The organism is Quatrionicoccus australiensis (assembly GCF_020510525.1).
Lineage (GTDB): Bacteria > Pseudomonadota > Gammaproteobacteria > Burkholderiales > Rhodocyclaceae > Azonexus > Azonexus australiensis_B.
Map to the genome: position 1 here is coordinate 1,572,133 of NZ_CP075188.1, position 20,952 is coordinate 1,593,084.

The 20,952-nt window shown below is 61.9% G+C and carries 23 protein-coding genes; 9 read left to right on the top strand and 14 right to left on the bottom strand.

What is annotated here, in order from left to right; translation table 11 throughout:
- Positions 1–29: 29 nt before the first annotated feature.
- The 4 genes from bioF to KI612_RS07480 are packed head-to-tail and all read right to left on the bottom strand — an operon-like array spanning position 30 to position 2,198.
- On the bottom strand, positions 30–1,217 hold the full coding sequence (bioF, locus tag KI612_RS07465; protein WP_226443187.1) for an 8-amino-7-oxononanoate synthase: 1,188 nt from the start codon (positions 1,215–1,217) through the stop codon (positions 30–32).
- Complete coding sequence (locus tag KI612_RS07470; RefSeq protein WP_226443188.1) at positions 1,214–1,543, bottom strand: type II toxin-antitoxin system RelE/ParE family toxin; 330 nt, start codon at positions 1,541–1,543, stop codon at positions 1,214–1,216. Before KI612_RS07470 ends, bioF begins: the two co-directional genes overlap by 4 nt.
- Positions 1,540–1,779, bottom strand: a complete 240-nt coding sequence (locus KI612_RS07475) for a type II toxin-antitoxin system ParD family antitoxin (RefSeq protein ID WP_226443189.1) — start codon at positions 1,777–1,779, stop codon at positions 1,540–1,542. The genes KI612_RS07470 and KI612_RS07475 overlap by 4 nt, the downstream gene beginning before the upstream one ends.
- Positions 1,780–1,832: 53 nt before the next feature.
- Positions 1,833–2,198 carry a hypothetical protein gene (locus tag KI612_RS07480; RefSeq protein WP_226443190.1) on the bottom strand — a complete coding sequence of 122 codons (366 nt, stop codon included), beginning with the start codon at positions 2,196–2,198 and terminating at the stop codon, positions 1,833–1,835.
- Between the two features lie 145 nt (positions 2,199–2,343).
- Here KI612_RS07480 and KI612_RS07485 point away from each other — a divergent pair, with 145 nt between their 5' ends.
- On the top strand, positions 2,344–3,381 hold the full coding sequence (locus KI612_RS07485; RefSeq protein ID WP_226440294.1) for an IS630 family transposase: 1,038 nt from the start codon (positions 2,344–2,346) through the stop codon (positions 3,379–3,381).
- Positions 3,382–3,402: 21 nt separating this feature from the next.
- Here KI612_RS07485 and KI612_RS07490 read toward each other — a convergent pair whose 3' ends face one another.
- Entirely contained in the window at positions 3,403–4,089 is a 687-nt protein-coding gene (locus tag KI612_RS07490) for a hypothetical protein (protein WP_226443191.1), read from the bottom strand.
- A gap of 60 nt (positions 4,090–4,149) precedes the next feature.
- Positions 4,150–4,344, bottom strand: a complete 195-nt coding sequence (locus KI612_RS07495; protein WP_226443192.1) for a hypothetical protein — start codon at positions 4,342–4,344, stop codon at positions 4,150–4,152.
- Positions 4,345–4,446: 102 nt separating this feature from the next.
- Between KI612_RS07495 and KI612_RS07500 the strand changes: the two genes are divergently transcribed.
- Positions 4,447–4,758 (top strand): DnaJ family domain-containing protein, encoded by a 312-nt coding sequence (locus tag KI612_RS07500; RefSeq protein WP_226443193.1) that lies wholly within the window; start codon positions 4,447–4,449, stop codon positions 4,756–4,758.
- Between the two features lie 21 nt (positions 4,759–4,779).
- Here KI612_RS07500 and bioA read toward each other — a convergent pair whose 3' ends face one another.
- Together bioA and KI612_RS07510 are read right to left on the bottom strand one after the other, a co-directional pair.
- Positions 4,780–6,138 carry an adenosylmethionine--8-amino-7-oxononanoate transaminase gene (bioA, locus tag KI612_RS07505; RefSeq protein WP_226443194.1) on the bottom strand — a complete coding sequence of 453 codons (1,359 nt, stop codon included), beginning with the start codon at positions 6,136–6,138 and terminating at the stop codon, positions 4,780–4,782.
- A 52-nt stretch (positions 6,139–6,190) separates the two neighbouring features.
- Positions 6,191–7,363: a DUF2863 family protein gene (locus KI612_RS07510; RefSeq protein WP_226443195.1), complete on the bottom strand. Its 1,173-nt coding sequence runs from the start codon at positions 7,361–7,363 to the stop codon at positions 6,191–6,193.
- A gap of 212 nt (positions 7,364–7,575) precedes the next feature.
- Between KI612_RS07510 and KI612_RS07515 the strand changes: the two genes are divergently transcribed.
- The 3 genes from KI612_RS07515 (at position 7,576) to yaaA (ending at position 9,830) form a co-directional block, all read left to right on the top strand.
- Positions 7,576–8,127: a YbhB/YbcL family Raf kinase inhibitor-like protein gene (locus KI612_RS07515; protein ID WP_226443196.1), complete on the top strand. Its 552-nt coding sequence runs from the start codon at positions 7,576–7,578 to the stop codon at positions 8,125–8,127.
- A 98-nt stretch (positions 8,128–8,225) separates the two neighbouring features.
- Positions 8,226–9,032 (top strand): helix-turn-helix transcriptional regulator, encoded by an 807-nt coding sequence (locus KI612_RS07520; RefSeq protein ID WP_226443197.1) that lies wholly within the window; start codon positions 8,226–8,228, stop codon positions 9,030–9,032.
- Between the two features lie 24 nt (positions 9,033–9,056).
- Entirely contained in the window at positions 9,057–9,830 is a 774-nt protein-coding gene (yaaA, locus tag KI612_RS07525) for a peroxide stress protein YaaA (RefSeq protein WP_226443198.1), read from the top strand.
- A 12-nt stretch (positions 9,831–9,842) separates the two neighbouring features.
- Here the strand turns inward: yaaA and KI612_RS07530 are convergent, their stop codons facing one another.
- Positions 9,843–10,262, bottom strand: a complete 420-nt coding sequence (locus tag KI612_RS07530) for a putative toxin-antitoxin system toxin component, PIN family (RefSeq protein WP_226443199.1) — start codon at positions 10,260–10,262, stop codon at positions 9,843–9,845.
- 49 nt (positions 10,263–10,311) lie between these two features.
- Here KI612_RS07530 and KI612_RS07535 point away from each other — a divergent pair, with 49 nt between their 5' ends.
- From KI612_RS07535 to KI612_RS07545, 3 genes are read left to right on the top strand one after another with little or no spacing between them, the layout of a single operon-like run.
- Complete coding sequence (locus tag KI612_RS07535) at positions 10,312–11,271, top strand: tRNA dihydrouridine synthase (protein ID WP_226443200.1); 960 nt, start codon at positions 10,312–10,314, stop codon at positions 11,269–11,271.
- The gene (gene trmB / locus KI612_RS07540) at positions 11,268–11,936 is read left to right on the top strand and encodes a tRNA (guanine(46)-N(7))-methyltransferase TrmB (protein ID WP_226443201.1); all 669 of its coding nucleotides are present in this window, start codon (positions 11,268–11,270) and stop codon (positions 11,934–11,936) included. Before KI612_RS07535 ends, trmB begins: the two co-directional genes overlap by 4 nt.
- Complete coding sequence (locus KI612_RS07545) at positions 11,933–12,247, top strand: YkgJ family cysteine cluster protein (RefSeq protein ID WP_226443202.1); 315 nt, start codon at positions 11,933–11,935, stop codon at positions 12,245–12,247. Before trmB ends, KI612_RS07545 begins: the two co-directional genes overlap by 4 nt.
- A 204-nt stretch (positions 12,248–12,451) precedes the next feature.
- Here KI612_RS07545 and KI612_RS07550 read toward each other — a convergent pair whose 3' ends face one another.
- Positions 12,452–14,656: an ATP-grasp domain-containing protein gene (locus KI612_RS07550; RefSeq protein WP_226443203.1), complete on the bottom strand. Its 2,205-nt coding sequence runs from the start codon at positions 14,654–14,656 to the stop codon at positions 12,452–12,454.
- A 410-nt stretch (positions 14,657–15,066) separates the two neighbouring features.
- Between KI612_RS07550 and KI612_RS07555 the strand changes: the two genes are divergently transcribed.
- Positions 15,067–15,447, top strand: coding sequence for a DUF1664 domain-containing protein (locus KI612_RS07555; protein ID WP_226443204.1), 381 nt, complete (start codon positions 15,067–15,069; stop codon positions 15,445–15,447).
- On the opposite strand, the gene KI612_RS07560 is transcribed toward KI612_RS07555, so the two are convergent.
- The 4 genes from KI612_RS07560 to ovoA form a co-directional block, all read right to left on the bottom strand.
- Positions 15,448–16,020: a DNA-3-methyladenine glycosylase I gene (locus tag KI612_RS07560; protein ID WP_226443205.1), complete on the bottom strand. Its 573-nt coding sequence runs from the start codon at positions 16,018–16,020 to the stop codon at positions 15,448–15,450.
- A 54-nt stretch (positions 16,021–16,074) separates the two neighbouring features.
- Positions 16,075–17,949: a rhomboid family intramembrane serine protease gene (locus KI612_RS07565; protein ID WP_226443206.1), complete on the bottom strand. Its 1,875-nt coding sequence runs from the start codon at positions 17,947–17,949 to the stop codon at positions 16,075–16,077.
- 97 nt (positions 17,950–18,046) lie between these two features.
- Entirely contained in the window at positions 18,047–18,790 is a 744-nt protein-coding gene (locus tag KI612_RS07570) for a hypothetical protein (protein ID WP_226443207.1), read from the bottom strand.
- A 34-nt stretch (positions 18,791–18,824) separates the two neighbouring features.
- Complete coding sequence (gene ovoA, locus KI612_RS07575) at positions 18,825–20,933, bottom strand: 5-histidylcysteine sulfoxide synthase (protein ID WP_226443208.1); 2,109 nt, start codon at positions 20,931–20,933, stop codon at positions 18,825–18,827.
- Positions 20,934–20,952 lie beyond the last annotated feature (19 nt).

Genomic DNA, 20,952 nt, shown 5'->3' on the forward strand with positions numbered 1-20,952 from the left:
AGAAGAAAACTCAGGGGAAGGAAGGGATTTTAACCCGCCAGCGTCGCTGCTTCCGCCCGCAATGCGTCAATCAGGCAGCTTATGTCGGCGGCGGTGTGCGCGGCGGAGACTGAAATACGCAGGCGCGCCGTGCCCTTCGGCACCGTCGGCGGACGGATCGCCGGCACCCACAGGCCACGCTCCCAGAGCGCCCTGGCGAGCGCCAGCGCCGCCTCGTTGTCGCCGACGATCAGCGGCTGGATGGCGGTCGGCGAGGGCAGCAATTGCCAGCGCAGGCCGGCCAGGCCGTCGCGCAGCTGGGCGATGCGGGCGAACAGGTTGGCGCGCAGCGCTTCGCCCTGTTCGATGATGTTGAGGCTTTTGCTCAGCGCGCAGGCGATCGGCGCCGGTGCGGCGGTCGTGAAAATGTAGCTGCGCGCGCGCTGCAGCAGGTATTCGATGGCAATCTCCGAACCGGCGACGAAGGCGCCGCCGACACCGGCCGCCTTGCCCAGCGTGCCCATGAGCAGGATGCGCTTGGCCGCCGGCAGGTTGAAATGGCTCAGACTGCCGCGGCCCTGGGCGCCGAGCACGCCGAAACCGTGCGCGTCGTCGATCACCAGCCAGGCGTCGAAGCGTTCGGCCAGCGCGAGGAGTTGCGGCAGCGGCGCGAGGTCGCCGTCCATGCTGAACACGGCGTCGCTGACGATCACCTTGGTCTTCGCGTCACTTGCCGCCAGCAGGCGCTCGAGCGCCGCCATGTCGTTGTGCGCATAGCGCTGGCTGTCGGCGCCTTGCGCCTTGGCCAGTTGCACCGCATCGATCAGCGAGGCGTGGTTGAGCTTGTCGGCGAAGACCGCAGCGCCGCGCCCGGCCAGGGTCGGCACGATGGCGAGATTGGCCAGGTAGCCGGTGGAAAAGGTCAGGGCGCGGGGAAAGCCGACGAAAGCGGCGATGTCCTTTTCAATCTGTTCATGCGGCGCCAGATGGCCGCTGACCAGGTGTGAAGCGCCGCTGCCGGCGCCCCAGTGCAGCGCGCCGTCGGCCATGGCCTGGGCAATCTCAGCGTTGCCGGCGAGACCGAGATAATCATTGCTGGCGAAATTGAGCATTTCCCGGCCGTCGACCGCTGCGATCCGGCCGCAGGGCGAGGCGAGAACGCGGCGACGACGGGTCAGGCCGGCAGCGGCGATTTCTTCGAGTTCGGTGGTGAGGCGGGTTTCGATCGATAGTGTCATGGGGTGTGCTCTGCCTGCAGCCCGGCGGGAATGTCGCGTTTGCCGTGCAGCACGCGCCAGATGTCGAGGTGGCCTGGCTGTTCGACGTAGAAAATCAGGTAAGGGAAATCGGTCAAGGGCCAGCAACGCAGGCCGGGCAGATTCAGTTCGTGGGCGTAATGGATCGAGCCGCTGGTCGGGTAATTGGCAATATGGACGTAAGCCCGTTCCAGCGCGTCGATGAAAGCCAGCGCCGCTTGCGGCGAGCCTTCGGCGAGGTAGTAAGCCAGCGCGTCATCGATATCCCGCTTGGCCTGCCGGCGCGGGACGACGGGTTTGTCGCTCACTGCCCGGTCTGTTCCGCCACCCGGGCGCGCAGGCCCGCGAAATAAGCGGCATCGGCGGCGCTGTCCGGCGCGGATGCGGCACCGGCCAGCAACAGGCCGCGCAACTGCTGACGATCCTGGTCCTTGCGGATCAACTCGCGCACATACTCGCTGCTGGTGCCGTAACCGCGCTGGCTGACCTGATCGTCAACGAAACTCTTCAGCGCATCGGGCAGGGAAATGTTCATCGTGCTCATGGCCGAATCGTAGAAGGCTTGGCAAAAATTGGCAAGATTTGGTGTCGACCGCTTCAGCGCAGCAAGACCAGCGTCAGGCCAGCCACAGCGATCAGGCCGACAATGAGCAGCAGGCGGCTTTGCCAATAGACGCGGCGCACCAGCTGTGCGTTCTGTTCGGCCAAGGTCTTGAGCAATTGCGACGAGGCGAGCATTTCTTGCTGCAAGCGGTCGAGTTCGCCTGCCAATTCGGCGATCCGCGCTGCCTGATCGGCCGGGCTGGGGGTGTCGCTTGGCGCGCTTGGCGAAGTGCCGGTCGGCGCTTTCTTGCGGGCGACCGTCTCCCACAATTTCTTCGCGCCATCGGCGACCTTGGGCGCATTGCTGACGACGTCGGTCCAGGGAACTGCTTTAAGGATGCTTAGCCAGCCGATTGCCATTTTTTGAGATTCTATAAAGTTGTATTTTGTGGCGTTTTCAGCAACGTTGATGTTAGAGAAAACGGGCAAGAAAAGGGAAGGTCAAGGAGTCTGTTTAAGGTATTAACCTGGCAAATAGATAGGGCGTTTATGTTATGATATTTGCATGGATAAAGAAGATGCCCGCAAGCTCAGGCCAGAGCAACAAAAGGAGAAGCGCAAGATAGCGCTTCGCATGCGAATGAACGGACGCGAATTTGCCGAGATTGGATTAGCGGTCGGAGTACATTCCCGTACGGTCCAATATTGGTGGTCGCGCTACCAGGCAGAAGGCCTCAAGTCGGCGGTAGAAGGCGGCAAAAGAGGCACGGAGATTGGTGAGCGACGCACACTCAGCGTGGAACAGGAGTGGGCAGTGCAGCAGTTGATCAGCGAGAAAATGCCTGACCAACTCAAGCTTTCCTTCGCGCTCTGGACACGGGCAGCAGTTCAGGAGTTGATCCATCGTCGTTTCAAGATCGACATGCCGATTCGGACGGTCGGTGAGTATCTCAAGCGCTGGGGTTTTACACCGCAGAAGCCGTTGAAGCGGGCCTATGAGCAGAAACCTGAATTGGTGGAGGCTTGGCTCAAGGAGAGTTACCCACGCATCGCCCGGCGCGCCAAGGACGAAGGGGCGGAGATTCACTGGGGTGACGAAACGGGCATCCGTAGCGATTGCCAACATGGCCGGAGCTATGCGCCAGCGGGAAAAACACCTGTTCAAAGGGTGCCCGGCAGCCGGTTTGCCACGAACATGATCTCCACGGTCACCAACCAGGGGAAAGTGCGCTTCATGCTCTATCGGGAAACGATGACGGCCACTGTCCTGATTCGATTCCTTGCACGCCTGGTTCGTGATGCTGGACGCAAAGTGTTTTTGATTCTCGACAACCTGCGAGTGCATCACAGCAACAAGGTTCGGGACTGGTTGGAAAAACATACCGAGCACATTGAGTTGTTCTTCTTGCCCGCCTACGCCCCGGAACTCAATCCGGACGAGTATCTGAATTGCGACCTGAAGGCCTTGGTTCATGGCGGAAAGCCTGCCAGGAATCGGGATGAACTGGAATCAAAGGTGCGAGGTGCAATGATGAAAATACAGAATCGCCCAAAACGGGTTATGTCCTATTTTAGACACCGAAAAATCCAATATGCCGCGTAATGAACCTATTGGATTGCCGGGTTAATAAGTGGCAAGCCAAGCGCGTTCTTCTTCGGACGGGTCATACTTTCCAGAGTTTGGTGACACTATCTTCCAATATCTGGCTGATTCGCCGAGTGAACCGATGAATGCGAATTCAACAACTACATAAAATAGCCAAATTGAAGCGCGGATTGTTTTTAGATTCATATCAAGACCAGCATGTTGCTCTGTGTAGGGGGCTAGTGGCTTAATTTTTTGATGAAGTGGGCTGATATGGGTAAATAAATTGGACAGCATTCCATAAATTTGGCCAAAAGGCGGGATGATTTTTTTCGCAGTTGTTATTGCATGTGGAGTGTTGAATTCTCCACTCTGGATTTTCTTTAGATCGGATGAATTCTGTAATCCATGTAGGCATACAGCCATTGCTTCTACTGCATTGCGTAAAACAGTTCCGGGGACGAGGAGATATCCTGCTCGAAGAACATAAACAGCAGCAGATAGAGAAATGGAAATATTTATTAAAACTTCAACGGCCCATGATTGCACATTGCTGAGTGGTCTTTGGCCATTAAGTGCGCTAATTAGAACGAAAGCGGCTTGAGAGTAGAGGTCGCTAATTTCATTAAGATCATCGTCACACAGAATGTCAAAACTTTCAGCGATAGCCAGCGACTCACGCTTGATTTGATTAATAAGTAAATCAGAGGTAACGATGATTGGCATATAACATCTAAAAATATTATCTGGTTTAGGTCGCGTAGGCACAAATTGTGAATCACAGACTTATATTTTTTTGTTTGAATGTTTTCCGGTAATGGCTTCTTTAGCGCGGATTTTTGCTCTTCCTGCGATATTTTCGTTGGTGCTTAGTGATCCGATAAAACCCGACTCGCAGGCCAGTTCATAGGGAGTTTTATCCGTCGGCTTGCTGGCAAGGTCTTGTTCTACATGCCGCGGAGTACGAACGGTGGTGGTCATGGCATGCTCCAGAAAATTATGCATTGACGGTAATACAGAGTCTGCGGGGTAGCAAGCGCCCTTGAACCAGCCGTCTGCTTATGCCCATGCTAGGCTTTCCCCATGAGCACGATTTTCGACATTCTTGCCGAGCGCCGCATCGGCGAAGCCGTGGCGCGCGGCGAGTTGGATGATTTGCCGGGGGCCGGGCAACCCTTGTTGTTCGAGGACGAGCCCTTCGTGACACCCGAGCAGCGCATGGTCAACCGGGTACTCAAGAACGCCGGTTTCACGCCGCGCGAGGTCTTGCTGCGCAAGGAGGTCGCCGAATTGCGCCGGCGGGTTGAAGAAACTCAGCCGGGCGAGCGGCGCGAGCAGTTGAAGAAGGAACTGGTTTTTCTGCTCATCCAGGTTGCCGGAAATCGCGGTGCCTAGTGTGCACCGCTAGATGCGTGCTTAGTTGCCGTACCCGGAAAGGGCGGCATCGAGCGCCTGTTGCGCAACCCGTCCGAGTTGCGCGATTTCCTCGTCGCTGATGACATACGGCGGCATCAGATAGACCGTGTTGCCGATCGGCCGCAGCAGCGCTTCGCGTTCGAGCGCGGCGCGGTAGAACTTGCGCGAGAAGTGCGGGTCGTCGGTGGCGACGTCGAAGGCGGCGATCATGCCGCGCAGGCGCAGGTGGCGGACTTGCGGGTGGTCGAGCAGCGGCGCCAGCGCGGCGCCGATTCTGGCCGATTTGTCGCGGTTGACCGTCAGAACATCGTCTTTTTCAAAAATGTCGAGCGTTGCCAGCGCGGCGCGGCAGGCGAGCGGGTTGCCGGTGTAACTGTGCGAATGCAGGAAGGCGCGCGTCACCGAGTCGTCGAGGAAGGCGTTGTAGATCGTGTCGCTGCACAGCACGATGGAGAGCGGCAGGTAGCCGCCGGAGATGCCTTTCGACAGGCACATCAGGTCGGGTCGGATTTCCGCCTGTTCATGCGCGAAGAAGGTGCCGGTGCGGCCGCAGCCGACGGCGATTTCGTCGCAGATCAGGTGAACTTCATGCTGGTCGCAGAGTTGGCGGGCGAGGCGCAGGTATTCCGGGTCGTACATCGCCATGCCGGCGGCGCCTTGCACCAGCGGTTCGACGATCAGCGCGGCGGTGCGTTCGCCGTTGTTCTCCAGCCAGTCGGCGAGGCCGGCGGCGGCGCGGCGGGCGACGTCGGCCGGCGTTTCGCCGGGTTCGCCGAGGCGGAAGTCAGGCGAGGGCAGGACGTGCGCGGCGTGGCGCACCAGCGGCGCGTAGGCATCCTTGAAGATGGCGACGTCGGTGACGGCCAGCGCGCCGACCGTTTCGCCGTGGTAGCTGCCGGCCAGGCAGAGGAATTCCGCCTTTTCCGGGCGGCCGACGTTGCGCCAGTAATGAAAGCTCATCTTCAGCGCGATCTCGGTCGCCGAGGCGCCGTCCGAGGCGTAGAAGGCGTGGCCGAGCGCGCCACCGGTCAACGCGCTCAAACGCTCGGAAAGCTCGACCACCGGCTGGTGCGTGAAGCCGGCCAGCATCACGTGTTCGAGCGTTTCCAGCTGTTCCTTGAGCGCCGCGTTGATGCGCGGGTTGGCGTGGCCGAACAGGTTGGTCCACCACGAGCTGATGCCGTCGAGGTAGCGCCTGCCGTCGAAGTCGTAGAGCCAGGCGCCGCTGCCGCGGGCGATCGGGACGAGCGGCAGGTGCGCCGGCGAGGCCGCGTCGGCGTGGTGCTGCATCTGAGTGCACGGGTGCCAGACGGCGGCCTGGCTGCGTGCCAGCCAGTCGGAATTGGATGAATTGCTCATGGTGTCGGCAAGATCGGGCCGGCACGCCTGCGCGCGCCGGCCCGTGGGTCGGTCAATGCAGGGCTTGCGAGTTGGCGGCGGCCTGCTCGGGCATTTCGGCGTGCGCCAGTTCGGCTTCGGCATTGGGGAAGAGCGGGGCGCCGCAGTCGTCGCAGAATTCCATCGGGAAATGATGGTCGAGGAAGAGCACGTCCTTGACGCCGCATTCGCGCAGCACGGCTTCGATCTCGCCGGCGGCGTCGGTCGCTTCGTCTTCGGCGCCGAGCAGCGGCCAGACGATGCCGTGGTAGGTGTCTTCACCGTCCTTGGGGCCGAGGCCGACACGGTATTCCTCCATGCGGCGGTCGTAGCAGGGGCCGACGACGGCGCGGATGTCGGCCGGCATCAGGCCGAGCATGGTCTGCAGGAAGGCGACCGAAGCTTTCAGCGAATACGGGCGCGACAGGCGGTCGGCATTGCGGCAGCCGGCGTGGTAGGCGTCGGGCAGCAGCGGTTGCCAGGCGCAGCCGGTGAGCAGGGCTTCGAGATTCGGGCTGCCCTGCTTGATCCATTCCTTGAGCGCGCCTTCCTTGCTGCCATCCTTCTCGTTCCAGCGGAACAGCGGCTTGCCGCGCGGCACGGCGATGGCGCCGACCAGGTAACGCACGTCGGAGAGGAAGCGGTTGGTTTCCGGCATGCCGTTGGTGTCGACCGCCAGGTGCTGGCCGGCCAGCGCGGTTTCACCGAGCGACTGGGTGAGCAGCCAGGTGTCGCAGAAACTGCGCGGCAACTGGTCCGGGCTGAACAGGAAATCGGCCAGCGCGACGCGGCTGTCGGCGCCGAAGACGTGGGCGCCGAGATGCGTCGCCAGTGCTTCGACGGTGGCCTTGGGCACCGGGCAGGACGGGATGGAGAAGCGCGACCAGGCGAGCACCGGCGCGGTGAACAGCATGATGTCGAAGGCGCCGCCCTTGGCGTCCATGCGCATGGTTTCGGCGCGCGCTTCGACCATGTCGGCGAGTTCGTCGTGGGCGCGCGGGTTGGCTTCGAAGAGGCGGTCGAGCGCGGTATTGATGTCGTCCTCGGCGCCGTTCTTCAACAGGCTGTCGACCATTTCGCCGAGCTGGGCTTCCCAATAGCTGTCTTCAAGCTTGCCGCCGGATTCGGAAAGGCCGGTGGACAGACGCTGGAGTTCAGCAGCATCGCGGGAAAGACGGTCGCGCGAGCCGAAGCGGGTTCGTTTCATGGGTGTTCCAGTAAATACAAAGAAAGGATTTTACCAGCCGGGCGGCGATTGGCGGCGGCCATCGCTGCCGGTGACGCGATCGGCCGGAGGCGTGGCGCGCCTGATCGGCCGCAACTTGAGCGGATCGCAACACTCCTTGAGCGTTGCAGGACAGCGCTTGGCGGGCGGCGTCGGCAAACTGCGGACGGTCTTAACCCGCAAGGAGAAATAACATGCAATGCAAAAACAGCAATTTCAGCCTGTTGACCGTGCTGGCGCTCGTCGCCGGTCTCGCCCAGGCCGCCGAGTTCAAGGTGGAGAGCGCCAGCCAGAGCGACGGCCGGCTGCCCGCCGCGCAGTACGCCGACACGTTCGGCTGCCAGGGCGGCAACCAGTCGCCGCAGGTCAAATGGTCCGGCGCGCCGGCCGGTACCCTGAGTTTTGTCATCACCATGTACGACCCTGACGCGCCGACCGGTTCCGGCTGGTGGCACTGGGTGATCGCCAACATCCCGGCCAGCGTGAACGAATTGCCGGCCGGCGCCGGCAGCGTCGGCGGCCAGCTGCCGGCCGGGGCCTTGAGCATCGCCAACGACGCCAGCCAGCCCGGTTATCTCGGCGCCTGCCCGCCGGTCGGGCAGAATCACCGCTACATCATCACCGTGCATGCGCTCAAGGTCGAAAAGCTCGAACTGCCGCCCAACGCGACGCCGGCGCTGGTCGGTTTCATGAGCTGGGCGAACGGTCTGGGCAAGGCCAGCCTGACTTTGCACGGGGCGCGTTGAGCCTTGGGCGTACTGGCCGCTATGATGCGGCCAGCGGTCGACGCTGCCAAAACGGCAAAAACCATCGCCCGCCCTTTGCCAACCAGAACGGGAACCGCATGCAACCGCGCATCCTCCATCGCTCCGGCGTCGCCACCACGGCCAGCGTGCTGCAGAAGCAGGCGCTCGAATTCAAGCGCCTGTGCATCGAGCAGCCGGTGCTGATCGTCGTCGAGCGCGGCAGCAAGACGCTACGTCGGGAACAGGGCGAATGCGTCATCGGCGCCGGCGAGGCGGTCGCGATTGCCGGCGGCCAGACGGTGAACATCATCAACCAGCCGGCCGCGGACGGCAGCTATCGCGCATTCTGGCTGGCCTGGGATGCAGGGCTGATCGCCGCGCACGCCGCGGCGCATCCGGCGCAGCCGGTGATCCGCCAGGCCTTGCCGCTGCCCGCCCGCTCCGCCGAGTTCATGGCAGCCTTCCGGCGCGCGGTAGATGCCGTCGAGGATGGCGACATGCCGCTCGACATTGCCCGGCACCGGGCCGCCGAAATGCTGTTGTGGATAGGCGCGCACGGCGGCAAATTTGCTCCGGTCGAGGCGTTGACCGCTGCGCTCAAGGTGCGCCGCCTGATCGGGCGTGATCTGGCGCAGGAGTGGAGTGCCGCCGCCGTCGCCGCCGAGCTGGCGATGAGCGAGGCAACGCTGCGCCGGCGCCTGGCCGAGGAGGCGACCAGCCTGTCGGAAATCCTGGTCGATGCGCGCCTGTCGTTCGCGCTCAACCTGCTGCAATGCAGCGCGCAGCCGGTGACGCAGATCGCCCTGCAGGTCGGCTACCAGTCGCCCTCGCACTTTGCCGTGCGCTTTCGCCGCCGCTTCGGCTTCGCGCCGAGCGCCATCCGCCGGCAGGCGCTGCACGCCTGAAAGGCTTCCGGTAAGATGGGCAACATGCTGATCTTCCTCTCCCCCGCCAAGTCGCTCGACTACAAGACGCCGCCGCATGTCGCCACGCACAGCCTGCCGGCCTACCTGAAACAGTCGGAAACGCTGATCAAACAGCTGCGCAAACTGTCGCCGGCCGACATCGCCAACCTGATGGACCTTTCCGATCCGCTGGCGCTGCTCAATTTCAACCGCTACGCCGACTGGTCGCTGCCGTTTTCCCCGGACAACGCCAAGCAGGCCGTGCTTGCCTTCGACGGCGATGTCTACGACGGTCTGAGCGCCAATACGCTGGGTGCCGACGATCTCGACTTCGCGCAAAGCCAGGTGCGCATCCTCTCCGGCCTCTACGGCATCCTCAAGCCGCTCGACCTGATCCAGCCCTACCGCCTGGAAATGGGCACCAAATTCGCCAACCAGGCGGGCAAGGATCTCTACGCTTTCTGGGGCGAAACCCTGCTCGACGCGATCAATGCCGAACTCGACGCGATGCCGCATCCCGTAGCGGTCAACCTCGCTTCCGAGGAATATTTCAAGGCGGCGGTCGGGCGCAAGATCAAGGGACAACTGATCCAGCCGGTGTTCGAGGATTGGAAGGGCGGCCGCTACAAGATCATCAGCTTCTACGCCAAACGGGCGCGCGGTCTGATGACGCGCTACGCCGTGCTCAACCGCCTGACCGATCCGGAAGGCCTGAAGGATTTCGACAGCGACGGCTACGCCTGGGTGCCGGAAGCTTCCGACGAGAAGAGCTGGGTGTTCCGGCGGCGTCAGGAGTAAGCCGGCATCGCGTCAGCCTGCAAGCAGCGCCGAAGCCGCGGCCGGTTTCATGATCTGGAAAGTCAGTGTCGTGCGGCCGCGCAGTTTCAACAGCGCCTTGTCCTTGCTGACCAGCACGTCGGCGCCGCAGCGGGCGGCGAGTTCGAGGAACTTCTGGTCGTCGCGGTCCTTGCAGCGCGGCAGGTGCGGCGCCTCGCCGGCGGGAACGCATTTGACCAGGCCGCTGTAGCGGGCGTAGCGGTCAACGATCATTTCCGGGGTCATTTTGAGTTGCGGATAGGTCAGCACCCGCTGCAACTCGTCGAGCGTGCGCTCATCGACAAAACACTCGATGCGGCCGGCCTCGAGCGCCGCCATGATAGGCACGGCATCGGTATTGGCCCAGTGGAAAAGGTCGAGGACGACATTGGTATCGAGGACGAAGCGCAGCATGGCGCGGATTATAATGCGCCCCTTTCCTTCCTCACCCGGATTCCGCCGCATGTCCCGCATTCTTCTCGCCCCGATGGAAGGCCTCGCCGACGATTTGTTGCGCGGTGTGCTGACCGATATCGGCGGCTACGACTGGGGGATTTGCGAATTCGTCCGGGTTTCCAACACGCTGCTGCCGGCCAAGACCTACGAGCGCATCTGCCCGGAGTTGCTCAATGACAGCCGGACGGCAAGCGGCACGCCGATGCGCGTGCAGTTGCTCGGCTCCGACCCGCATTTCATGGCGGAGAACGCGCGCCGGCTGGTCAGCCTGAAGCCGGCCGGGGTCGATCTCAATTTCGGCTGCCCGGCGCCGACCGTCAATCGCCATCGCGGCGGTGCGGCGCTACTTGGCGAGCCGGAACTACTGCACGAAATTGCTGCCGCGGTGCGCGCCGTCGTACCGGTCGACATCCCGTTTACGGCCAAAATGCGGCTCGGTATCGACGACACCAGCCGCGCTGTGGAAAACGCCCAGGCGCTTGCCGCCGCCGGCATCGACGAGCTGATCGTGCATGGCCGTACCAAGGCCGACGGCTATCGACCGCCGGCGCGCTGGGAGTGGATCGACAAGGTGCGCGCCGCGATCGACATTCCGCTGATCGCCAACGGCGAGGTATGGACGGTCGAGGATTTCCGCAATTGCCAGCAGGTGACCGGTTGCGCCGACATCATGATCGGTCGTGGCGCTGTTGCCGATCCGCTGCTCGCCCGCCGCGTGCGCGGCGAAGCCGTCGGCGGCTGGGAGGAAATCCTGCCCGGCGTCGGCAATTACTGGCTGGGCATCCGCCGCAAGGTGGTGCCGGTGCATGCCGGCGGCCGCCTCAAGCAGTGGCTGGCCATGCTGCGCCGCAATTACCCGGAGGCCGAGGCGCTTTACCAGTTGCTGCGCCCGATCAAGGCGGCCGAAGATGTCGAGGCGGCGCTGCTCGCGGCGGGCATCCTGACCCCGGAGCGACTCGCGGCATGAACGAAGGCAACTCGCGTTTCATCAGCAGCGCCCAGGACGGCCCGCACCGCGATCTCGAAGCGCTGGTCCGCCGCCACATGGCGCATCCGTTCAGGAAGCCGGTTGCCGATTACAACCGCGAGGCGTTTGCCGCTGCCCTGGCCGCCTGGGAACAGTTCGGCCGCAGCGCGCCGCTGATCCTCGATGCCGGCTGCGGTGTCGGCTGGAGCACGCTGAACATCGCGCAGCAGTTTCCCGATCATTTCGTTTTTGGCGTCGATCAGTCGGTCGACCGCCTGAGCCGTGGCAAACCCATGGAAATGCCCGCCAACGCCGTGCTGATCCGCGCCGACCTGGTTGATTTCTGGCGCCTGCTCGCCGAAAACGGCATCCGCCTGGCGCTGCATTACAACCTCTACCCGAACCCGTGGCCGAAGATCGGCCATCTGGCGCGGCGCTGGCAGGGGCACGCTGTCTTCCCCGTATGGAAAGCGTTGGGCGGCGTGCTCGAATGCCGCAGCAACTGGCACATCTACATCGAGGAAATGGCGCTCGCGCTGGGCTGGCTGAGCGGCCAGCCGGTGGCCGCCGAAGCCTATGCGACGGACGTTCCGATGACGCCCTTCGAGAAAAAATACCTCGCTTCCGGCCACCAACTGTGGCGCTGCCGGGTCGATCTCGGATGAGCGTCTGCCAAAGCTGCGGCGCCTGCTGCGTCAGCTTTCGCGTCGATTTCCATCCCGCCGAACTGGCTGGCGGGGCCTTCGCCTGGGGCGAGGGCGTGCCGCTCGCGATGACCTTGCCGGTCACCCCCAACATCGTGCGCATGCGCGGCACCGACGATGCGCCGCCGCGCTGCATCGCACTCGCCGGCCAGGTCGGCGAAGCGGTAAATTGCACGATTTACGACGGCCGACCGTCGCCGTGCCGTGAATTTGATATTGAACACGCAGCCTGCAATAGGGCGCGCCAGCGCTGCGGATTGCCGGCGATTTGAGGTTTTTCGTTCCGGTGGCCTTTGGTCTTTGTCAGCGGGTTCGGGAAGCGAGAGAGCTCGCGCAATGACAATGCGAATTTCTTAGGCTGGATTCGGCCATAAGCGAACTTTGGTCCGTTCTACTAACCTGCCTTTCAATAGGCCGCTTACTGCCAGAAGGTGACTAATGTCCCAAGTTTTTTGCAGACCACATTGTTGTGGTGCCTAAAATTTTCGCGGGGTGGAAAAGTATTCCCCGATCAACCGGTTCAGGTACGCAGCGGCGAAACTTGCGGCTGCTTCTGCGGCACTTCCTCCGGTGATGGCAGGGTTAAGCTCACGGATGAAAAATGGTGTGTCCCAGGAGGCGCCTTCCTGCATTGGAGCAAGCGTCAGTTTTTCTGCAGTACTAAGCCGTTCATTGCTTAGTGTTGTAAAAATCTCGGCCAGCCGGTAGTTGTCGAGCATGCCATCGGCTACTTTGGCGTCTTCCTGTTGGAGCTGATTGCTGATCCAGTGCATGGGAATGGCGGGGATGCGCCAGAAACGTACTTGTCGTATTACAAAATCCGCGTCGTTTCCAGCGTGTTGAGCAATTGTCGGTAAGAGTTCAATCGTTGGGCGGATATTGTCTGGTTCCGTTGCGAATTCCGTCAGTACTTCGTCAATTTTGGTCACCAGTTCGTCGTGTGTCACGGGGTGGTCAATCCGTTTGGTGTTGGTAAAGCAACGGAGGATGTCTTCGATTGTTTCATCCAGGGGGTGTGGCAGGTGCTTTGCGTGAGGCCAGAAGATGGCATCGCAATTGTCGATCGGTGCCCCGTTGCGCAATAGTTCGCTTGCGGAAATCTGAATGACCAGCGCTGTCGTGGCAGGGTCGAGAACAGATCGTTCAACTCGCCAGCCGAGAGATGGAGGACTTTGGGTTTGGCCGGGGGCGGTGGCATTGGCCAAATGAAGCGTGGCGATCAAGCCGTTTGATTCCAGGATATTTGCGATAGAACGGCATAGCTCATTGCCTTCCGATGGTGGGGCGACCACCAGAAAGGTCGGAATCCTGCCGGAAAGCCGCTTGGGCAGCAGGGTGCGCAGCGCCAGCGTGGCATCTCCGATGCCGGAGAGGCCGGGAGTGCAATTTACTTCGATGATGGCGCACGGGCTGTCTTTCCAGGAAACGGCGATATCCGAAGTCATGAAATCAATGCCCATTGCGTGGACGCGAAAGAGGCGAGCCACCTGGATCGCCAATTCATGGTTGTCGGGATGAATGTTACGGGTGAGATTGGAGAGCGTGCCGCCTTGTGCCAGGTTGGCCTGACCTCTAAGGTAGATACATTGTCCCGCTTCCGGGATGGTGTCGAGCGACAAGCCGTCCTGCCCGTCGAGAAAGTCATGGAGCGCTTGGTCGACGAGGATGGGTTTGAGGTAACGGTCGGCGCTTCCCTTTTGTTCCATCCTCCGCCGGTTTTCGGCGTCAATCAATTGCCGGATTGGCGTTATCCCGTCGCCGAGTACATGGGGTGGCGTCCGCCGATAGGCTGAAAGCAGTTTGCCATTTATCACCAGCATGCGGTGGTCGAATCCATCGATCTGTCCCTCGACCATGATTGGAAAACCACCCGCCGAATGTGCGTAGTGAACCGCGCTGGTGATTTGCCTGGCATTCCGTATATTGGTTGTGATGCCTTTACCCTTGCCGAGCGTGATTGGCTTGATCACGCAGGGATATCCCAGTTGCCGTGCAACATGCTGTGCTTGCTCCGGATTGTAGGCGACTGCAGCGCGGGTGGTGGGCAACCCCATGCGATGCAGGAATTCGATCGTGCCCAGTTTGTCGATTGACAGGCGCAGACCGCTCAGGCTGTCCAGTTCGTTGGCAATGCCAAAGCAATGAAGACCCCGCCTACCCTGGCCGAGCTGGTTTGTATTGGTCTGGATGCTGACTGGCGTGAAACTGACTCTCTGGTTTCTGGCTGCGCGGTTCAGCAGGATGGTGACGCTATCGATGCTGTTTATGCGACGAGCCTGAAACAGCAGGTTATGGATGGTTTCCTCACTCGGTGTCGGATACTCGCAGAGCGTCCTGAATACTGCGAGCAGGAGGGATATGCTGATCTGTGGATAGATATGGGCGAGGCATACCCAGCTTGTCGAGTCGGTCGTTCCGTAATTCCAGTCAGGCGTGACCCAGCGGGTATGGAGGATGCTGCTCAGAATGCCGATGGCCTCGGCCAGGCCAACTGTTTCTTCGCCCTCGTATGCGGAGATTTCGCAGCCAATGGCAAGCAGATGACTGATCAGCGCCTTGATTTGGTAACGATACGGGAAGGCCGGAAAGGATATTTCGACGGAAGGGCCGTGAAAGTGCGCGTTTGGTCCGAAATATTGCCGAAAACTTGGGGCGGTTTTGCTGAGATCGTGATTTTCCATGGATTTGTGGTGCTCATATACCTTTGTTCGTGAAGCCGGTCAGGTTGGCTGGGTTCAGCCGCCGCGCATCTTGCTGGTCTTGCCATGGGGCATCCAGTAGAGCATCTTGGCTTCGCGCCGGGTTTGTTTGCGTAGCGAGGAGTTCCCCTGTTTGCTGTTGATCGGGATTTGTGGACACGATGCTATCAAATAGCTGGACATCCGATCAGTATGCAATTGCGCTATGTGACTGCTTGGCTTTGAAAGCTGCCTCAAGAACACGTTTTGACCGAAGGACTGCAGAGGGGCGTAAGCAGTCTCTCAACTCTGCCCAATCGAGTCGATAACTCCCCGCCCGCCAACAACCCCGATGCAGCCGTCGCCTTGAAGCACCGGTACAGCCCGTTGCAATCGGTTACTTGAAAACGCCCGTGGCCGCCCGTATCTTCCTGCTGTGGCCGCGGTTCGTTTGCCGGCCCGACATCCATCCACCCAGCCAGCGCCAGGCATCCTGCGCCGGCAAGCCTCAGGTAGCCATGATCACCATCCAGACCAGTTCGCTGAATCCCTTCCAGAAAGTTGTTGCCACGCTGCTTGGTCTTGCGACGCTGGTGCTTGGCGTGATGTTTTCCGTCGTGCTGATTCCGGTCGTGGCCTTGCTCGGCGCCATTGGTGTCGGTTATTTCTGGTGGAAGACGCGGGCGCTGCGCAAGGCGATGGCGGATATCCGCAGCCAGCGCGACGCGGACATCATCGAGGGCGAAGCGGTCGTCGTGCGCGAATACCGGGAAGTCCGCCGCCTCGAGAACTGATCAGTTCTTGCTCTGCTGCACTTCAGCGTGGCGCGGGCAAGTGGTCAGGTGGTCGTTGACCATGCCGCAGGATTGCATGAAGGCGTAGCAGATGGTCGAGCCGACGAACTTGAAGCCGGCCTTGGCGAGCGCCTTGCTCATTGCATCCGATTCCGGCGTGCGGGCCGGCACCTCGCTCAGCGCCGACCGCTGATTCTGGATCGGCTGGCCGCCGACGAAACTCCACAGGAAGTCCGAGAAGCTTTGCCCGTCGGCGCTCAGCGCCAGGAAGGCCTGCGCGTTGCGGATCGCGGCGGCGACCTTGAGCCGGTTGCGCACGATGCCCGGATCGGCGAGCAGGGCGGCGACCTTGGCTTCGTCGTAGGCCGCAATTTTGACCGGGTCGAAGTCGTCGAAAACGCGTCGGTAGTGTTCGCGCTTTTTCAGGATGGTCGCCCACGACAGGCCGGCCTGGGCGCCTTCGAGCAGCAATAGTCCGAACAGCGCCTGGTCGTCGCGCAGCGGCACGCCCCATTCCTGGTCATGATATTGGCGGTAGAGGTCGAAACCTTCACACCAGGGACAACGTTGCATGGTTTCGCCTCCGTGATTTTTGCCTGTTTGCAGCGGTCGACCGCTGCGCCAGCGCTATTTTGCCGCCGATTTGCCTTTTTTCTTCGCTTCTTCGAGTTGGCTGGCAAAACGTTGCGTCTCCTCCTCGAGTTCCTTCTCGATCTCGGCCATGCGTGCCGGGTCGGCTGGCTCGGGCTTGTCGCTGCCTTCGCGGTAAATCGACTGCATCGCCAGTGATTCGAGCAGCAACTCGGTGATGCGCGCGCTGCTCTCGATCAGCGGGCGGCGCGGGTCGTTCGGCGGGAGGTAGGCCTGCTTCAGGTCCGGCAGGACCTTGGCAAACATCGGGGCGAAGACGCTGCGGCTGCGGTCGTCGGCTTCCCTTTCGGTCAACTTGCCGGCGCGCAGGTTTTCCTGCTCGGCCTTGAGCGCCTGCATGGCTGCGTCAAAACCTTGCAGGCCGCGCATGGTCACGGCGCTGCTGGCAAACAGGCGGTGCATGTCGACTGCTGCCGGCGGCGCCAGGCTGGCCAGTCCGGTGGTGACGACGGTGATAATGGCCAGCGCGACAAGGGCGCGCTGACGGAAGCTGCGGGCAAAGTGCTCGCTGTCGAAACGCTCGGGCAGGATAAAGGCGAGCAGGCAACCACCGAGCAGGCCGCCAACGTGGGCCGCATTGTCGATGCCCGGATGCGTGAAGCCCTGCAGCAACGAGTAGCAAACGAAAAATCCGATGCCGCTCAGGGTTGGTTTGCTGAAAGTGGCAGGCAACTGCTGGCGATGCTGGTAAATGCCGACCAGCAGGGCGCCGGCGATGCCGAAGACGGCGCCTGAGGCGCCGACCGAAACGGCCTGCTGCGCAGCAAAGAACAGGCTGAGCACGCTGCCGGTCAGGCCCGAACCGAGGTAGATCAGGAGAAACAGGCGGTGGCCGTAGATGCGCTCGACGGTGATGCCGATGCTGGCCAGCCCGAGCATGTTCATGAACAGGTGCATCACGCCGTTGTGCATGAAGGTGGAAGAAAGCAGGCGCCACCATTCGCCGCGCTGGACTTCGGAGGCGGCATTGCCGCCCCAGAGAAGCAATTGCTCGCTCGGCGTCTTCAGGATGCCGGCGCCGTTGAGCAGGGTCAGGCCCCAGAGCAGCACGTTGGCGGCGACCAGCAGCCAGGTGACCCAGGGCGTCGGGGTGAAGGACTTGAGCTTTTCCTGGAACAGTCTTTCTTCGGCCAGCGGGTTGGCCTGGGGCGTGGCGTCCGGCGTGTTGCCGCGGGCCTGTTGCTGGCAACGGCTCACCGCCTCGAACAGCTTTTCCTGCGTGGCCGGTTCAAAGCCGCTGAGGGCGATGGCCGGCCGGGCGGCGTTGGTCCCGGTCCAGAAGTCGCGCTGGTTTTTGCGCCCCGGCGCTTCGCCCAGCTGGAACAGGAGCTGGCGCACGCCCTGGCTGGCTTCCAGTGTGATGCCATCGATTTCCAGCCAGTCGAGGCGCTTGTCCTTGCCCCGGAACAGGGGCGATTCGATGCCCTGGCGATCGAGGCGAACGTAGGCTTCCTCGCCGGAAAGCTGGCGCCGCAGGTACCAGTCAATCGAGATGGCAATGGTGAGTGTGATGATCAGCGTGATGCCAAGACTGCCTGGCGTTGTCTTGCCGCCCGAAAAAGCCGTGAAGGCGATGACTGCAAGCATCGTCAGCCAGAAAATGCCGCGTGTTTTGCCGAGCTGGCTCTTTTTCGAGGGGAGGAAGGTTTCGCTGTAGCCGTCGGGGATCAGGTTGTTTGGTGCAGCCTTTTCAGCATTTTCTTGCACTTGATCGGTGGCGGAATCTGCCGGCTGCTGTGCAGCCAGGTCGGCCGCGAGGTTTTCCGGAGCAAAGTCGGCATTGAGCCGGTTGAGGGCCTGTTCGCGCAGGCGTTCGGCAGTTTGCCGGCTGGCAATGGGGGCAGAGTGCATGGTTCGATTGTCCGGATCGCTGGATTAGTGATTCGGGATAATCATACAGCATGTCCTGTCCGGGCCTTCGTCAGCCCTGCGTCGAGCTGCAGGTGACTTAGCGATGTCGTGTGTTCGCTTTTTTGCAGAGCGTCAGGTTGTGCCAGGTGGCTTTGGCGACTTCTATGTAGTTGTCGTGATCACAGGGCGGCAGGCCAAGGTCGTCTGCATCCACCGCTTTGGCGGCGCGTGTGGCGGCAAGTGTTGTCAGGCAGGCGGCGGGTTTGCCGTCATGAAACTGGGCCAAAGCGAGATCGTTTCTGACCGCGTCGATTTCTACCCAGTTCATGAACTCGCCACATGCGGCCAGCAGTTGCGCCAACTTTTCGCTGGCTGCGGCGAACTGGCGGGCGCGGTACAGTTCAAGAAAGGCCTTGCGGCCTGCCTGTTGTGCCTGATGCGTGCACCGGGCCGGCAGCGTTTTGTAGATGCCGGCGAATCCGGCGCGCGCACCACAGTAGTTGCGACATTCTTCCTCGGTGATCGGCTCGACGGCGATCTGCCCCCCGCGCTGCCGGAATGCGATCCTGCAGCGGGCGGCATTGTCATCCTCCTGCCAGGCGTCGGCGATTCCGGTGGTGCCATGGATGACGCCGGATACTGCGCAGAGATGGCAGTTGCCGCCCATGCTTTCGATGTCGAAACGGGTCCGGGCGGATGCATCGGTCGTGATGCTCAGCGTTCCCCAGTCGCCGGCCGGCACGTAATGGCCGGGAGCAATGTCGCTTGCTGTTTCGCCGGCGCTGCCGAGACTGGAAAGCAGCAGCGTAGCCAAGCCGAGTGCAAGCTGTTGCCAGTTCATCGGAAAAACGCCGCTACGCGCCATGAGCTGCGGCTCAGCGGCGTTCCCAGATCGTCACTTCGGCCAGCGTGTGCTGGAACTTGCGTTTCGTTTCGCGGATCACGAAGGGCACTTCAAGCGGTCCGTTCACCAGCCGGAAGTGTTCGCCCAGCATGGCTTTCAGGCCATCGAGCGTGGTCAGGTTCTCGCCGTCCTTCTTGAAGCCGCCGATCCACTCCTCGCGTTTGGTGTGTTCTTCCAGCCAGGTGTAGGGCGAGGTCAGCATGAGCAGGCCGCCGGGGTTGAGGCGTTCGTGCACGCTTTCCAGGAAGCGGGCCGGGCTGTACAGGCGGTCGATCAGGTTGGCGGCGAGGATCAGGTCGTAGCCGGTGAAGATGGGCTTGAGGTTGCAGGCGTCGCCCTGGAAGAACTCGACCTTGCCGGCGACGCTTGCCAGATCGTGTTCGGCCAGGCTGCATTCCTTGTGGCTGAGCAGCTCGCCTTCATCGACCAGGGTGTAGCCGAGCCGGCCCTGTTCGATCAGTTGCGTGCCGATGCCGATGAAACGGGCCGAGAAATCGATGCCGGTGACCTTGTTGAAATGGCGCGCCAGCTCGAAGCTGGCACGGCCGGTGGCGCAGCCGAGGTCGAGGGCCTTGCCGGCCGGCTTGTTACCCATGGCGCTGATCGCCATGCGGGCCAGGGTCAGCGGGAAGTTGGGCACGCCGTAGTATTCGGCGCCGTAGTGGAATTCTATGTACTCGGAGACCAGGCGGTCGGTTTCGTAATGCGAGGCCGGGCGGCCGGCTGGCGCGTCGCTGACGACATAACGGAAACCGGCGTGCTGGAAGAAGTGGCGGCGGAAGGCGTAGCGCGAAACCGGCGCGGCTTCGTTGCCGCAGGAAATCCACGAGCCGCCCTTGATCAGGTTGTGGCGGTCGTCGAAGGTTGGTGTCGTGAAATCGTCGTAGCAGGGATGGACTTCGAAACCCGGGAGCGGGTAAATCGGCGTTTCCAGCCATTGCCAGACGTTGCCGATCACATCGAAGAGCGGGCCGTGCGCGTAGCGGTCGACCGCGCAACTGGAGGCAAAATGCGCCAGTCCGAGATTGGCATCCGGGCCGTCGCCGGGCAGGTCGGGGACGCCGGCGAACAGGCGCAGCGCCTGCCATTCGTCTTCGGTCGGCAGACGTACCGGCTGGTTGGTCTGGCGGGCCAGCCAGTTGCAGAAGGCCTTGGCCTCGTGCTGGTTGGTTTCGACCGGCCAGTTCCAGGGCATCGGCACTTCTTCGAGCATCAGGCGCAGGCGCCACTGGCGGCCCTGGCGGATCCAGAAAGTCGGCTGTTCCGCCTGGGCAAAAGTTTTCCAGGCGCGGCCTTCTTCCGTCCACAGCGCATCGTCGGCATAGCCGCCGGCCTCGACGAAGGCGAGGAATTCCTGGTTGGAGACGAGATGGCGGCTGGCCTGGAAGTTACCGGTCGACGCCGGGTGGCGGCCGAATTCGTTGTCCCAGCCGTAGATTTGCGGCTCGCTGCGGTCGCGGCCAAGGCGGAAACTGGCGGCGGGGATATCGACCAGGGTGTTTTGCGGCGCCAGGCTGCTCTCGCGGCAGGGTTCCCAGTCCGGGTGCGGCTGCACGTAGTCGAGCCGGTGCTGGCGGATCAACACCGACGAGGTTTCGAGATGGATGCGTTCGTGCTCGATGCCCATCAGGATCACCCACCACGGGTTGTCCCAGTTGATCGGCAGGCTGAGCGTTTTGCTCCGGATCAGGTGGTCGACCGTCTGGCGCACCTGCTTGCGGTAGGCGCGCACCGCGGCTACGGTCGGCCAGTCGTAACGCGCGTCGTTGAGATCATCCCAGCTCATTTCATCGACGCCGATGGCGAACATCGACTCGAATTGCGGATTGATGCGTTCTTCAAGCAGGCCGGCCAGTACCAGCTTGTTGATGAAGAAGGTTGCGGTGTGGCCGAAGTAGAAGATCAGCGGATGGCGCAGCGCGATCGGCTTGACGGTATAGGCCGCATCGTCCTTGAGCACCTCGAACAGTTGCTCGTAGCGGTCGAAGGTGGCGTGAAAGTAAGCGAGGATCTGCTGCCGCATCGACTCGGCATCGCTACCGGTCAACCGTGGCGTTTGGGGAAAAATGGGCTGGGACATACGATTTCCGGATGAATTC

Excerpts from the sequence above, each read along its gene's own strand:
- bioF (WP_226443187.1), bottom strand. The coding sequence starts at position 1,217 with ATGACACTATCGATCGAAACCCGCCTCACCACCGAACTCGAAGAAATC.
- KI612_RS07475 (WP_226443189.1), bottom strand. The coding sequence starts at position 1,779 with ATGAGCACGATGAACATTTCCCTGCCCGATGCGCTGAAGAGTTTCGTT.
- KI612_RS07480 (WP_226443190.1), bottom strand. The coding sequence starts at position 2,198 with ATGGCAATCGGCTGGCTAAGCATCCTTAAAGCAGTTCCCTGGACCGAC.
- KI612_RS07485 (WP_226440294.1), top strand. The coding sequence starts at position 2,344 with ATGGATAAAGAAGATGCCCGCAAGCTCAGGCCAGAGCAACAAAAGGAG.
- KI612_RS07490 (WP_226443191.1), bottom strand. The coding sequence starts at position 4,089 with ATGCCAATCATCGTTACCTCTGATTTACTTATTAATCAAATCAAGCGT.
- KI612_RS07495 (WP_226443192.1), bottom strand. The coding sequence starts at position 4,344 with ATGACCACCACCGTTCGTACTCCGCGGCATGTAGAACAAGACCTTGCC.
- KI612_RS07500 (WP_226443193.1), top strand. The coding sequence starts at position 4,447 with ATGAGCACGATTTTCGACATTCTTGCCGAGCGCCGCATCGGCGAAGCC.
- bioA (WP_226443194.1), bottom strand. The coding sequence starts at position 6,138 with ATGAGCAATTCATCCAATTCCGACTGGCTGGCACGCAGCCAGGCCGCC.
- KI612_RS07510 (WP_226443195.1), bottom strand. The coding sequence starts at position 7,363 with ATGAAACGAACCCGCTTCGGCTCGCGCGACCGTCTTTCCCGCGATGCT.
- KI612_RS07515 (WP_226443196.1), top strand. The coding sequence starts at position 7,576 with ATGCAATGCAAAAACAGCAATTTCAGCCTGTTGACCGTGCTGGCGCTC.
- KI612_RS07520 (WP_226443197.1), top strand. The coding sequence starts at position 8,226 with ATGCAACCGCGCATCCTCCATCGCTCCGGCGTCGCCACCACGGCCAGC.
- yaaA (WP_226443198.1), top strand. The coding sequence starts at position 9,057 with ATGCTGATCTTCCTCTCCCCCGCCAAGTCGCTCGACTACAAGACGCCG.
- KI612_RS07530 (WP_226443199.1), bottom strand. The coding sequence starts at position 10,262 with ATGCTGCGCTTCGTCCTCGATACCAATGTCGTCCTCGACCTTTTCCAC.
- KI612_RS07535 (WP_226443200.1), top strand. The coding sequence starts at position 10,312 with ATGTCCCGCATTCTTCTCGCCCCGATGGAAGGCCTCGCCGACGATTTG.
- trmB (WP_226443201.1), top strand. The coding sequence starts at position 11,268 with ATGAACGAAGGCAACTCGCGTTTCATCAGCAGCGCCCAGGACGGCCCG.
- KI612_RS07545 (WP_226443202.1), top strand. The coding sequence starts at position 11,933 with ATGAGCGTCTGCCAAAGCTGCGGCGCCTGCTGCGTCAGCTTTCGCGTC.
- KI612_RS07550 (WP_226443203.1), bottom strand. The coding sequence starts at position 14,656 with ATGGAAAATCACGATCTCAGCAAAACCGCCCCAAGTTTTCGGCAATAT.
- KI612_RS07560 (WP_226443205.1), bottom strand. The coding sequence starts at position 16,020 with ATGCAACGTTGTCCCTGGTGTGAAGGTTTCGACCTCTACCGCCAATAT.
- KI612_RS07565 (WP_226443206.1), bottom strand. The coding sequence starts at position 17,949 with ATGCACTCTGCCCCCATTGCCAGCCGGCAAACTGCCGAACGCCTGCGC.
- KI612_RS07570 (WP_226443207.1), bottom strand. The coding sequence starts at position 18,790 with ATGAACTGGCAACAGCTTGCACTCGGCTTGGCTACGCTGCTGCTTTCC.
- ovoA (WP_226443208.1), bottom strand. The coding sequence starts at position 20,933 with ATGTCCCAGCCCATTTTTCCCCAAACGCCACGGTTGACCGGTAGCGAT.